This window comes from Vibrio sp. 10N.261.51.A3, from assembly GCF_041471965.1.
GTDB classification, from domain to species: domain Bacteria; phylum Pseudomonadota; class Gammaproteobacteria; order Enterobacterales; family Vibrionaceae; genus Vibrio; species Vibrio crassostreae_C.
In genome coordinates, this window is sequence record NZ_JBFRPK010000029.1 from 1 (window position 1) to 12,967 (window position 12,967).

The following is a 12,967-nucleotide window of genomic DNA, read 5'->3' on the forward strand; positions in this document are numbered from 1 at the left end:
GCTCGGCGCACAAACAAAAATAGCGCTCATTGAGCGCTATTTTTAATTCAAAGCTATCAATTACTACAGCGAGTAGTAGGCCTTATACCAATCTGCGAAAGCTTTCGCGCCTTCTTGGATCTTCACTTGAGGTTTATAACCAACCGCTTCAAACAAATCTTCCGTATCAGCGTAAGTCGCGTACACATCACCAGGCTGCATTGGCATGAAGTTCTTTTTCGCTTCAACACCTAGAGCACCTTCTAATGCTTCGATGTAGTCCATTAATTTAACCGGGCTGCCGTGACCGATGTTAAACACGCGATACGGAGCAGAACTGGTTGCTGGTGACCCTTGCTCAACGGTCCAATCTGGTTGCTTGGCTGGAATACGATCTTGAACACGAATAATACCTTCAACAATATCATCGATATAAGTGAAGTCACGCATCATGTCGCCGTTGTTATAAATGTCGATTTCTTTGCCCGCTACGATTAGATTCGCAAACTTGAAAATCGCCATATCAGGGCGACTCCAAGGGCCGTAAACCGTAAAGAAGCGAAGACCTGTCGTTGGTACGTCGTATAAATGAGAATAGGTATGCGCCATCAACTCATTCGACTTCTTAGTCGCGGCGTACAGTGAAATCGGGTGATCAACACTGTCTGCTGTATGGAATGGCATTTTTTGATTCAAGCCATAAACGGAACTCGATGAAGCATAAACGAGGTGTTCAACCTTATTATGGCGACAGCCTTCAAGAATAGCTAAGTGACCGACAAGGTTGCTATCGGCATACGCCATTGGGTTATCAATTGAGTAACGAACGCCAGCTTGCGCCGCTAAGTGAATCACGCGGTCAAACTTTTGCTGTGCGAAAAGCTCAGCGATACCTTCTCTATCAGCGAGATCCAGCTCGATAAAGGTAAGCTTTTCATGCTCGATACGCTTAAGGCGATCATGTTTCAGAGAGACTTCGTAGTAGTCATTTAGGTTATCGATACCAACAACCTCATGCCCTGCCGCACATAGTCGCTCTGACACTGCAGAGCCAATAAAACCAGCAACGCCAGTTACTAAATATTTCATTCTACTATTCTCAATTCATATAATTAGTACAATTGTAGCCACTCGCTAGCCTATCGACTAGCAATAAAAAGTGAACACGAGTTCAGATTTTCTATACTTGGCACTCTTCGCAATAAAACGTATTGCGCTGTCCGATTTTTAGCTCTTGAATCAATGCTTCGCAGCTTGGACACTTTTCACCTGCTTTACCATACACTTGCAGCTCTTGTGCGAAGTAGCCTGGTTTACCATCAGCCTGAGAAAAATCTTTCAGCGTAGTACCACCTTGCTTGATAGCCGTTGCGAGTACTTGTTTAATCTCATCGGTTAACAAGATCCATTCGGCTTTGGTCACTTTGTTTGCCGATCGTAACGGGTGGATTTTTGCAGAGAACAAGGCTTCGTTAGCGTAGATATTCCCGACACCGACCACTACTTTGTTGTCCATGATGAACTGCTTGACTGCGACTTTACGCTTTTCTGCTTTCTCAGCGATGTAATCAGCGTTAAAGTCGTCCGTTAACGGCTCAGGACCAGAACCAAGCAACACAGAGTGGACTTCATCAGGCGCCGACCACAACCAAGCGCCAAAGCGGCGAGGGTCGTTGTAGCGCAATACTTTGCCATTGGTGAGCTTAAGATCCACGTGATCGTGCTTGGCTGCTGGAAAGTCAGCGTCTAATACACGTAGTGAGCCAGACATACCAAGGTGAACAATGGCAGTGCCAGTATCCGTTTCAATCAATAGGTACTTTGCACGACGCGAGATGGAGCGAATCATCTGCCCTTCTAATGCTTTTAACTCTTGTGGGATATCCCAACGCAGCTTGGGCGTGCGAAAAGTAAGAGTTTTAATGGTCTCACCGACTAAATGAGGCGAGATCCCCATTCTGCTTACTTCGACTTCGGGTAATTCAGGCATAGTTAGTCGTCCGATTTAGAGGAGTGGTTAGCGTTAAAGCTTGGAAACAGGTAGCTCTCTTCAATAGACACCGCCAACCACTGATCATTCCAGTTTTTTAACAACCAGAACTCAGGCAATTGATAATAGGTAATACGCTGGGGCTCTTCTTGGTCTTGATACCATACTTCGATGGTGTGTGGTGTATTTAACCGAGGCGTAAGGTCTGTGTAGGTCTGTGAGTCGACTTCCGTGCCCACAAGCTCTTTCCAACGTTGTGACAGCTCTTGTGCATTGGTGGCTTGAGGAAAGTCAGTATCTTCGAACTGGTAAACCCATTGATTATCTTGTTGAATGACAGACCACTTAGCAAAGTGTAACGCTTGAAGCTTTGCTGTTGGGTTCAGGAGATAAGGATAAGGGCTATCAACCTGCGGTTCAGGCTCGATAAGGTACGCTTTGATCAATGTTGGAAGGTTTAACACGCCAATAAAAGCGATCACACTGAACATGAGTATGTTGTTCCACCGGCGTCCACGATATCTCATCTGATTCTGCTCATCTAACCTATTGAACATTCAGTATATCGTGAAAGTGGCAATACTTTCTATGTTGTACAGATTTCTATCTATCAGAGGCTATATCAAGCAAGAATAATTGAGTTCCTCAAATTGTAGATATAAAAAAACCCAGCGATTAAACTGGGTTTTTCAATTCTTTCTTCTACTGAAGAAGAGCAAAAAAAGCATCAATTACTTGATTTTAGCTTCTTTGTACATAACGTGTTGGCGAACTACTGGATCAAACTTTTTGATCTCAAATTTGCCTGGCATGTTACGCTTGTTCTTATCAGTTGTGTAGAAGTGACCAGTACCTGCAGAAGATACTAGACGAATTTTCTCACGAATGCCTTTAGCCATTGCTTAATTCCTCTTAAACGTTTTCGCCACGTGCACGGATATCAACAAGAACAGCATCGATGCCTTTCTTATCAATGATACGCATGCCTTTAGCAGTTAGACGTAGTTTAACAAAACGTTTTTCGCTCTCTACCCAGAAACGATGAGTTTGTAGGTTCGGCAGAAAACGGCGCTTAGTAGCATTGCGTGCGTGTGAACGGTTGTTACCCGTTACTGGACGCTTACCAGTTACTTGGCATACTCGGGACATGAATGTCTTCTCCAATCGTTTCAGCTCGATATCAACCTTGGTGGCCGAACCTCTCTATCAATTAAAATAGAAGGTAAAAACCGTTATGGAAAATCCATACAAGGCTATCAAAGGTCGCGCATTATACTAACTTGACACGCATTGCTCAAGACCCGAACAGATCCTTTTTACGGATTTCGTGATCTTTTTTTGTGCAGCGCAGCTTGCTTGAGTAATCAGAGCTGATTTTAGGTCTAAAAATGTGGGCGGAATAATAGCAGATTTAACGCAACTAACAACCTAAAATGTGATTCAAATCCATCCACGCTCTGCAAAAGAGACAACTTCGCCATCTCCAACGACAAAATGGTCGAGAACTCGGATGTCCACCAGCGCTAATGCGTCGGTTAATCGGCGTGTAATCCGCCTATCCGCTTGGCTGGGCTCAGCAACACCTGAAGGATGGTTATGAGCTAAGATTAATGCCGCCGCATTATGATGAAGTGCCCGTTTAACCACTTCCCGCGGGTAAACCGATGCGGCATCGATGGTTCCTTCAAACATCACCTCGTCCTTTATTACCCTATTTTGGTTATCGAGGAACAATATATAGAAGGCTTCTCGCTGGCGATCACGCAACATGCTCGAAAGATAAAGCTTAGTATGGCTAGGGCTCGTAAGCGCATCTCCACGAGATAAAGTCTCTGCTAGATAACGCTGCGTCATCTCTAATACAGCCTGCAATTGAACATACTTGGCCTGCCCCATCCCTTTATGAGCACAAAACTCTTCCTGTGTTGCTGAAAAAAGATGACGGAGTGAGCCAAAGTCTTTGATCAACTTGTCAGCGAGTTCCAAGACGTTCATTCCTTGTGTCCCTGTTCGCAGGAATATCGCGAGCAGTTCAGCATCACTCAAAGAATCAGGCCCTCTATTTAACAACTTTTCTCTCGGCATCGATTCGGCAGGTATTTTATCTATTGGCATATAAAGACAATCATTGGTCATGAACACAACCCATCACCTTAATGAGATCGTAATCAGAGATCCTTCGATAGAGATCAAAGGAAACGAGACACTAACAAAATCGTGTAATTGATAAGTTTGATAACACCAACTTGATGAGCGTCAACTCTGTTCGAGTTCTGCTTCTAGGCACTTATCCTTTGTTCTGATATCGTAAGTCGCAGAGAAATTAAGGAACAGAATCATGCAAACATTGGTTAATCAACTGGATAACGCTGACCTACAAGGCCTGGCTGGGAAAAAAATCCTACTTGGCATTAGTGGTGGTATCGCTGCGTATAAATGTGCCGAACTGACTCGACGCTTAATTGAGCGTGGGGCGCAAGTACAAGTCGTGATGACAAATGCAGCCAAGGAGTTCATCACTCCTCTCACCATGCAAGCCGTCTCTGGAAGGCCGGTGTCTGATAGTTTGCTTGATCCTGCTGCTGAGGCTTCCATGGGGCACATCGAGCTCGCAAAGTGGGCTGACTTGGTATTACTAGCGCCAGCAACCGCAGACCTGATTGCTCGTATGACAGCGGGCATGGGTAACGACCTACTGACCACTTTGGTTTTAGCAACCGATGCGCCAGTTGCGGTATCTCCGGCAATGAACCAACAAATGTACAGCCACCCTGCGACTCAAGAGAACATTGCGACACTAAAACGTCGTGGTTGTGAAGTTTGGGGGCCAGCGGCTGGCGAGCAAGCGTGTGGTGATGTCGGTATGGGTCGTATGTTAGAGCCAATGCAGCTCGTGCATCGCTGTGAAGACTTCTTCCAACCTAAGCCACTTGCTGGCCGTTCTGTGCTTATTACTGCAGGCCCGACTCGTGAAGCGATTGACCCGGTGCGTTACATTACCAACCACAGCTCGGGCAAGATGGGCTATGCACTGGCTGAAGCAGCCGCGAAACAAGGCGCAACAGTGACTCTAATCAGCGGCCCTGTTTCATTAGCAACGCCAAATAAAGTTAATCGTATTGATGTCGACAGTGCACAACAGATGTTTGATGCCGTTACTGCTAACGCTTCTCAACACGATATTTTCATCAGCTGCGCCGCAGTTGCCGATTACCGCCCTGAGACCATTGCAGACCAAAAGCTTAAAAAGGTCGACGGTAAAGACGACATGACCATTCAAATGGTTAAAAACCCAGATATTGTCGCTTCTGTCGCTTCAATGACCGAAGGTCGCCCATTTACTGTCGGCTTCGCAGCAGAAACTCAAGATGTTGAGAAGTACGCACGCGGTAAACTGGAAAGAAAGAACCTCGATATGATCTGCGCCAACGACGTCTCAGTTGAAGGCCAAGGCTTCAATAGCAGTAGCAATGAGCTGCACCTTTATTGGAAAGGCGGCGATAAATCTCTGCCACTGGAAAGCAAAGACACACTTGGTTTCCAGATCCTCGATCAGATCCAACAGCTTATTAATGTATAAACGCACAAATTTGCTCTGATAATCTGCTGACACATCTCGATTCTGTTGACCTAGGGCTCACAAAACTAGGAAACAGAATTGAATGGTGTTTATAATCCTTCTTCACTCAATCCTCATCTTTAGGAAAGGAAGTAAATAGATGGCTGGTACTCGAAAATCAAACCGTCGTGAAGAAATCCTACAAGCTCTCGCACAAATGTTGGAATCGACCGAAGGTGCTTCTCGTATCACAACGGTAAAGTTGGCCAAGCAAGTGGGTGTTTCTGAAGCAGCGTTATACCGCCACTTCCCAAGCAAAGCCCGCATGTTTGAAGGCCTGATCGAGTTCATTGAAGAAGCGTTGATGTCTCGAATCAACCGTATTCTGGATGAAGAGAAAGACACGCTAGAGCGCATACGCCTAGTACTACAACTTATCTTAGTTTTCTCAGAACGTAACCCAGGCCTGACTCGAATTTTATCTGGTCATGCTCTAATGTTTGAAAATGAACGCCTGCGTGATCGCATCAACCAACTTTTCGAACGCATTGAGACGCAACTTCGCCAGATCCTGCGTGAAAGAAAGCTTCGTGAAGGGAAATCATTCCCGGTTGATGAGAAAATCTTAGCCGCTCAACTGCTCGGTCAAGTTGAAGGCAGCTTGAATCGATTTGTTCGTTCAGACTTCAAATATCAACCGACAGAAAACTTTGATGCTTATTGGGCTCTGCTAAGCGCTCAGATTAAGTAACAATCAAATTAAGTAGCAATCAAATCTTAAGTGATGGTTATGACGACGAAAACTTCTCCGACAAACAGCACTGCACAACACGTTATTACTAAGCCACCTTTTACTCTGGCGTTACTCCACCCTAAATACTGGGGAGTATGGTTCGGTTTTGGGTTATTGGCGCTTATCGTTAACGTTCTCCCTTATCGCCTCTTACTGCTGTTAGGCCGATCGTTAGGCTCTTTGGGTGCTCGCTATGGTAAAAAGCGCGTCGCGGTCGCAACACGTAACTTGGAACTCGCCTTCCCAGATAAGCCTGCAGATGAAGTCGCGGCTATGGTCAGTGAGAACTTCAAGAACACCGGTATGGCACTCATCGAAACAGGTATTACCTGGTTTTGGCCAACGTGGCGTTTCAAGCGAATCCTAGTAGATAAAGACACCCAAACACTGCGTACACATAAAGCCAACGGTAAAGGTGTTCTTCTATGCTGTGTGCATGCCTTAAATCTAGAGATCACTGCGCGAGCAATGGCTGTATTAGGTATTTCTGGTTTAGGTGTTTATCGCCCGCACAACAATCCGGCTTATGAATTCATTCAATACCGTGGTCGTACTCAAAACGGCAACCGCCTGATTCACCGTAAAGACGTGAAGCGTATGATTCGAATCCTGCGTCAAGGTGAGATCCTTTTCTACCTACCGGATCATGATTACGGTCGTAACAAGTCTGTGTTTGTGCCTTTCTTCGCAGTAGAAGATGCGTGTACCACAACAGGCACCAGTATCCTAGCTTACACTAGCCGATGCGCACTTGTTCCGGGGTCTGGTTTTAGAAATGCCGATGGCAAATATGAGATCATGGCCGATGAATCAATTGAAGATGACTATCCACAGAAAGATGAGAAAGCGGCTGCCGCCTACATGAACCGCTACCTTGAGAAGATTATCTTAAGAGCACCAGAACAGTGGATGTGGCTGCACAAGCGCTTTAAGACCATGGAAGACCCAGAAGTGGAGCGCGGCATTCGTTATAAATAATGAATACTGAACCAAAAGGAAAGGGGCTGATGAATCATCAGTCCCTTGTGCATTCTATAGTCTAATTACGAGTAGTATTAGATGCCGTATTGAGCGCGGTATGCTTTTACTGACTCTAGGTGTGCTGCGTCTGTGCCTTTCTCTTCAAGGAAAGTCACCAAGTCAGTCAGGCTAACGATTGAGATAATCGCACAACCGAAGTCACGCTCAACTTCTTGAATCGCAGACAGTTCGCCTTTGCCCTTCTCTTGACGGTCGATAGCAACAAGCACGCCCGCTAAATCAGCGCCATTTGCTTGGATGATTTCCATCGACTCACGAATCGCAGTACCTGCAGTGATCACGTCGTCCACTAACATGATGCGACCTTCAAGCGCGCTACCGACAAGGTTGCCACCTTCACCGTGGTTTTTCGCTTCTTTGCGGTTGAAGCAGTAGGGCGTGTCTACATCGTGGTGATCCGCTAGTGCAACCGCTGTCGTCGTTGCAATTGGGATACCTTTGTATGCAGGACCAAATAGTACATCAAACTCAATGCCAGAATCAGCCAATGCTGCTGCGTAGAAGCGACCTAAGCGCGCTAGGTCACGACCTGTATTAAACAATCCAGCATTGAAGAAGTAAGGGCTCTTGCGGCCAGACTTTAAAGTAAACTCACCAAACTTAAGTACTTCTTTCTCTAGTGCAAATTCAATAAATTCACGTTGATATGCTTTCATGTTTTTCCTCTATGTTTACTCAATAAAACTTAACTTACGCCCTGTACCACCCTTTCAGGTTTTACAGACAAAAAAATAGCCCCCAAATTGGGAGCTATTAAAAATGACTAGTCGGCCAACGCAGCTTTCTGCGCTTCGACGATATCGGCAATGCCCTTATTAGCCAGGGCTAAAAGCTGCATCAGCTCTTCGTGGCTGAACGGTTCGCCTTCTGCGGTACCTTGAATCTCAATCATCTTACCGTCTTCCGTCATTACAACGTTCATGTCGGTATCGGCTGCTGAGTCTTCAACGTACTCAAGGTCACACAGTGCTTGTGCACCAACGATGCCCACTGAAACTGCCGCTACGTGGCCTTTCATTGGGTTCTTTTTCAGTTTGCCGCTTGCTAGTAGGCTGTTGATAGCATCAGCCATTGCAACGCTTGCACCTGAGATAGAAGCAGTACGAGTACCGCCGTCTGCTTGGATAACATCACAATCGACAGTGATCATAATTTCACCCATTACTTTCAGGTCAACAACAGCACGTAGGCTACGAGCGATCAGACGTTGGATTTCCATCGTACGACCACCTTGCTTGCCGCTCGCCGCTTCACGACGGTTACGAGTGTGCGTTGCACGTGGCAGCATGCCGTATTCAGCCGTTACCCAACCCTTTCCTTGGCCTTTTAACCAACGCGGTACGTTTTCTTCTACCGTCGCATTACATAGAACTTTAGTGTTGCCGAACTCAACTAATACAGAACCTTCAGCATAAGCTGTGTAGTTACGAGTAATTTTAATTGGACGAATTTGATCTACAGCGCGGTCATTTGGACGCATTGGTATCTACCTTATTAACAGTCTGAAGTGATTTACTATCGAAAGAGTGCATCACCTAAGAAAGGGGTGAGACAGTTTTGATTGGGGCAAGATTATATAGCAGTTTATCGTGCAAATCTATTTACCGTTCAAAGCTATTTATCACGAAAGGCTATTTACAGTGAAAAGCGACAGGCTTCGAGAGCACACCATATCGTGATACTATGCGTGCGCGTTATTTTCAGAATGATAAAAGACAGGAAAATTCGATGATTTATAGTATGACCGCGTACGCACGCAAAGAAGTAAAAGGCGATTGGGGCAGCGCAGTATGGGAAATCCGTAGTGTAAACCAACGCTACCTAGAAACTTACTTCCGTATGCCTGAACAGTTCCGTGGTTTAGAGCCAATCTTGCGTGAGCGTTTCCGTAAGCGTCTAGCGCGCGGTAAGGTTGAATGTAACCTACGCTTTGAAGCAAACCCTGCTGCAAAGGGCGAACTAAGCATTAACGAAGGTTTGGCTCAGCAAGTAATCAATGCGGCGAACCAAGTAATGACGATGACTGGCGAAGAGAGCCGTTTGAACCCATTCCAAGTCATGAACTGGCCTGGTGTGATGGAAACGCCAGAGCAAGACATGGATGCCATCAACAAAGACCTACTTGAAGCATTCAACGATGCTATCGCAGAGTTCATTGATGCTCGTGCTCGTGAAGGTGAGAACATGAAGGCGCTAATCGTACAGCGCTTAGATGCAATCACTGAAGAAGTAGTGAAAGTTCGTGCACGCATGCCTGAGATCCTAGAGTGGCAACGTGAGCGTCTTCTTACCAAATTTGAAGATGCGAAAATCGAACTGGAAGGTTCTCGTGTTGAGCAAGAGCTTATCCTACTTGCGCAGAAGTCAGACGTAGCAGAAGAGCTAGACCGTCTAGATTCTCACGTGAAAGAAGCAAATGCAGTACTGAAGAAAGGTGGCGCTTGTGGCCGTAAGCTAGACTTCATGATGCAAGAGTTCAACCGTGAGTCAAACACGCTAGCGTCTAAGTCTATCAGCACAGACATCACAGCATCAGGCGTAGAGCTTAAGGTTCTTATCGAACAGATGCGTGAGCAAATTCAGAATATTGAATAACAGTTTGTCAGTAACACGCTGAATAGCCATTAACTGAATCAGTGTTGATTAACTAACAGTGTTGATTAGATCAAGATAAGCTCCTAGTTTTAGGGGCTTTTTTTGTGGATACAATAATGCCAATCACCGTAAGTAAATGAGCAAAAATCGGAGTTCAGAGAGTTGAACCGGAAAAGTAACTTAGAACGAAGTATAGATTGTGGATTGCGATAAGGGGGTAACGAAGTAGTGGGTATAACGAAATAATGGGATAACGAGAGTAAAAAGGTATTAAGGGTATTAAGGGTATTTCAGAGGGAAATAAAAATTTCTAAACAGGAGATAAGAAGTTAAAGCAGAAGAGGTATAGAAAGTGAAGATTAAGCTGGGAAAGTGACGCAAGTTGCTGTTGCAACCTGCGCCGACTTAAAATCTTATAGAGCTACAACGTTTGCAGCTTGAAGACCTTTTTGGCCTTGCTCTACTTCGAAAGACACTTGTTGGCCTTCTTTAAGAGTCTTGAAACCTTCAGAAGCGATTGCACGGAAGTGTACGAATACGTCAGCGCCGCCGTTGTCTTGAGTTAGGAAACCGAAACCTTTCTCTTCGTTAAACCATTTTACTACGCCGTTTGTTTTGTTAGACATGATGTGTCCCTTATATAAAAATAAAAAATTAATCGCCAAAAGTGCGATGCGCTGAAAGCTTGAATTATTTAATGTATCTATGAAGCCAAGGGAAACACTGAGAATAACAATGAAGCAATACTAAGGGTTTTACTTTACAACTGATGTTTCATTTAATAACCCTGAGAACAGAGCGACGCCATTCTTGGTGATCTGAGCCTGCTTGTAAAGCGTTATTTGGACAATTTGATGTTTTTTTGTTCGGTTGGCTTGAATTCAAGCCCAGCTAGGTCGCCGGGCTTGATTTGTAAGACTTTGATCTCAAAAAATTTACTCGTCCGGCTGCTTAGTTCTGAGATCGACATATGGCCAGTAATGGTGACCGACTCGAATCAACAGAGTTGCTGCTGCTAAGATAAATGCCGCTAAAGATAACCAAACGATCAATACCGCATCGAGTTCTTTCATGCCCAAAGTGATGTAACGAGCAATCGCCATCATCGCGATATAGATTGGGTATCGCACTGGGATCTTACCGTTCATCACAAACTGCTGAACCATCGCCAACACTTCTAAATAGATAAACATCAGCAGAATGTCGGTCAATTGCACTCGGCGTTCAGCGAAGACATGCATGAACTCTTCGACCATCGCAAACAAGGTCGCGAGCGTGATCGCCACCAGCAATACCGCTTCCATAATGTGGAATACTTTTAAAAACGGCTTACTAAAAGATTTAGGTAAGTGAGAAGGCATAGTCACTCTTCAAAAAATAATTAATCCAGTCTCTACAATAGCATGCATCAATATAAGTCGCGTACTGTCAAAGCACCGACTTTAGGCTAACGCCATCAACTCATCGGTAACCAACATTAAGAAGCAACGGTAAAAAGCAACAAATACAAAAATGGCCCCGCATTCACTGCAGAGCCATCTGTTTGTCTTTTACTTAGCGACTTCTTAGTGACTAATTAGCCTTAAAGCAGAATCAGGTAAGTTAAGAACATCACACACAGTCCGTAGATAAGCGGGTGTACTTCTTTGCGCTTACCTGCGACAACCATTGTGAATGCGTAGCTGATGAAGCCCATCGCCATACCGTTCGCAGGAGAGAAGCTTAGCACTGTGAACATGATGGTAAAAAAGGCTGCAATGCGTGACTCTTTCTTTTCCCAATTAATCTGACCAAGGCGACCGACCATATAGATGCCAACCACTACCATCGCCGGTGCAACCATTGCAGCCGAGAAGATAGAGAAGATTGGGTATAGGAATAGCGAGATTAGGAACAGACCAGCCACCATGACTGCTGCCAAGCCCGTTTTCGCACCTTGAGAAGAAGCGATGCCAGACTCAGAGAATGCGGTAATTGATGTGGTACCAAGAATAGAGCCAATCACAGTACCGCCCGCATCTGCTACTAGAGCCGATTTCGCGTTTGGCACCTTACCGTCTTTATCGATGATGCCCGCATCACGGCCAACGCCGACAATGGTGCTCAAGCCATCAAAGAAATCGACAATCAAGAAGATAAGTACGATGAACAGTAGGTCGAACATTTTCTCTGGCGTGAAAGCAGAGAAATCAAAGATAGCGCCGAAGCTGCCAGCCATGCTTGGTGGCATAGCAATGAACTGCTCTGGGATTGGTGCGTTTGAAGTACCCATGAAGACGTCAGCAAGAATCGTCAACACAATAGCTGAAACGAACGAGATGAACGTTGCTAGCTTGATGTCGCGAACCATACAACCCAGTGCGATGAAGATGCTCACATAAGCGATGATCACTTTTGGATCGGAAATGTCGCCTAAGCCAACCAATACGAATGGGTTAGAAACGATGATGCCCGCATTCTTAAGACCTAAGAAAGCAATGAACAGTCCAAGAGACACCGTAATCGCCAACTTCAAATCTTCAGGAATCGACTCAATCATCGATTTACGAATATTGGTCAATGAGAACGCAAGGTACAAAATACCAGATAGGAAGATACCGAACAGCGCTTCATTCCAAAGCACGGCAACAGATCCACTTAACAGCAGACCTTTGAAAAAGCCGTTCATACTCATGCCCGGCGCTAGCATTACAGGGTAGTTGCCCCAAATGCCCATAATTAGGGTTGCGATTGCCGCAGACAGAGCCGTTGCAGTAAACACGGCACCTTTGTCCATGCCTGGAATATCACCCAAAATTGCTGGGTTAACCGCCAGAATGTAACTCATCGCCAAGAAAGTAATGAAACCCGCATACAGCTCAGTGCCAATCGTGGTTTTTCTTTCAGTGATTTTAAACATCGAATCAAGCGAGCCAGAGGTGTTCTGGGCTTTCAGGGTGGAATCAGTACTCACAACAAAACCTTTGCAATAAATTAAGAATTTGGTGATTCAAATGCTGTGAGAATAGAG

Annotated in this window: 15 protein-coding genes; 4 read left to right on the forward strand and 11 right to left on the reverse strand. The window is 45.2% G+C overall.

The features are described from left to right. Positions 1 to 63: 63 nt before the first annotated feature. From AB4371_RS08150 to radC, 6 genes are all read right to left on the reverse strand, one after another. The gene (locus AB4371_RS08150) at positions 64 to 1,068 is read right to left on the reverse strand and encodes an NAD-dependent epimerase (protein ID WP_372149422.1); all 1,005 of its coding nucleotides are present in this window, start codon (positions 1,066 to 1,068) and stop codon (positions 64 to 66) included. Between the two features lie 91 nt (positions 1,069 to 1,159). Then, on the reverse strand, positions 1,160 to 1,969 hold the full coding sequence (mutM, locus tag AB4371_RS08155; protein ID WP_017071070.1) for a bifunctional DNA-formamidopyrimidine glycosylase/DNA-(apurinic or apyrimidinic site) lyase: 810 nt from the start codon (positions 1,967 to 1,969) through the stop codon (positions 1,160 to 1,162). Between the two features lie 2 nt (positions 1,970 to 1,971). Then, a complete protein-coding gene (locus tag AB4371_RS08160) occupies positions 1,972 to 2,496 on the reverse strand; it encodes a hypothetical protein (RefSeq protein ID WP_032546317.1) in 525 nt (174 codons plus the stop codon). A 204-nt stretch (positions 2,497 to 2,700) separates the two neighbouring features. After that, positions 2,701 to 2,868 (reverse strand): 50S ribosomal protein L33, encoded by a 168-nt coding sequence (gene rpmG, locus AB4371_RS08165; RefSeq protein WP_002535344.1) that lies wholly within the window; start codon positions 2,866 to 2,868, stop codon positions 2,701 to 2,703. A 13-nt stretch (positions 2,869 to 2,881) separates the two neighbouring features. Next, positions 2,882 to 3,118 carry a 50S ribosomal protein L28 gene (gene rpmB, locus AB4371_RS08170; protein ID WP_004728407.1) on the reverse strand — a complete coding sequence of 79 codons (237 nt, stop codon included), beginning with the start codon at positions 3,116 to 3,118 and terminating at the stop codon, positions 2,882 to 2,884. Between the two features lie 291 nt (positions 3,119 to 3,409). Continuing rightward, complete coding sequence (gene radC, locus AB4371_RS08175) at positions 3,410 to 4,084, reverse strand: RadC family protein (protein WP_017071069.1); 675 nt, start codon at positions 4,082 to 4,084, stop codon at positions 3,410 to 3,412. 223 nt (positions 4,085 to 4,307) lie between these two features. On the opposite strand from radC, the gene coaBC reads away from it, so the two are divergent. The 3 genes from coaBC to lpxL all read left to right on the forward strand — a co-directional run bounded on the left by coaBC (position 4,308) and on the right by lpxL (position 7,299). Continuing rightward, positions 4,308 to 5,549, forward strand: coding sequence for a bifunctional phosphopantothenoylcysteine decarboxylase/phosphopantothenate--cysteine ligase CoaBC (coaBC, locus tag AB4371_RS08180; protein WP_065584549.1), 1,242 nt, complete (start codon positions 4,308 to 4,310; stop codon positions 5,547 to 5,549). Between the two features lie 139 nt (positions 5,550 to 5,688). Next, positions 5,689 to 6,279, forward strand: a complete 591-nt coding sequence (slmA, locus tag AB4371_RS08185; RefSeq protein ID WP_004741428.1) for a nucleoid occlusion factor SlmA — start codon at positions 5,689 to 5,691, stop codon at positions 6,277 to 6,279. A 39-nt stretch (positions 6,280 to 6,318) separates the two neighbouring features. After that, entirely contained in the window at positions 6,319 to 7,299 is a 981-nt protein-coding gene (gene lpxL, locus AB4371_RS08190) for an LpxL/LpxP family Kdo(2)-lipid IV(A) lauroyl/palmitoleoyl acyltransferase (RefSeq protein WP_017059266.1), read from the forward strand. A 77-nt stretch (positions 7,300 to 7,376) separates the two neighbouring features. Here the strand turns inward: lpxL and pyrE are convergent, their stop codons facing one another. Then, entirely contained in the window at positions 7,377 to 8,018 is a 642-nt protein-coding gene (pyrE, locus tag AB4371_RS08195; RefSeq protein WP_017059267.1) for an orotate phosphoribosyltransferase, read from the reverse strand. 107 nt (positions 8,019 to 8,125) lie between these two features. Continuing rightward, entirely contained in the window at positions 8,126 to 8,842 is a 717-nt protein-coding gene (rph, locus tag AB4371_RS08200) for a ribonuclease PH (RefSeq protein ID WP_009847983.1), read from the reverse strand. 248 nt (positions 8,843 to 9,090) lie between these two features. Between rph and AB4371_RS08205 the strand changes: the two genes are divergently transcribed. Beyond that, positions 9,091 to 9,957, forward strand: a complete 867-nt coding sequence (locus tag AB4371_RS08205; protein WP_017063084.1) for a YicC/YloC family endoribonuclease — start codon at positions 9,091 to 9,093, stop codon at positions 9,955 to 9,957. Positions 9,958 to 10,370: 413 nt separating this feature from the next. On the opposite strand, the gene AB4371_RS08210 is transcribed toward AB4371_RS08205, so the two are convergent. From AB4371_RS08210 to AB4371_RS08220, 3 genes are all read right to left on the reverse strand, one after another. Next, complete coding sequence (locus AB4371_RS08210) at positions 10,371 to 10,583, reverse strand: cold-shock protein (RefSeq protein WP_004735656.1); 213 nt, start codon at positions 10,581 to 10,583, stop codon at positions 10,371 to 10,373. Between the two features lie 309 nt (positions 10,584 to 10,892). Continuing rightward, entirely contained in the window at positions 10,893 to 11,318 is a 426-nt protein-coding gene (locus AB4371_RS08215) for a phosphate-starvation-inducible protein PsiE (RefSeq protein WP_017062464.1), read from the reverse strand. 221 nt (positions 11,319 to 11,539) lie between these two features. Beyond that, positions 11,540 to 12,910 carry an NCS2 family permease gene (locus AB4371_RS08220; RefSeq protein ID WP_102398525.1) on the reverse strand — a complete coding sequence of 457 codons (1,371 nt, stop codon included), beginning with the start codon at positions 12,908 to 12,910 and terminating at the stop codon, positions 11,540 to 11,542. Positions 12,911 to 12,967: the final 57 nt, after the last annotated feature.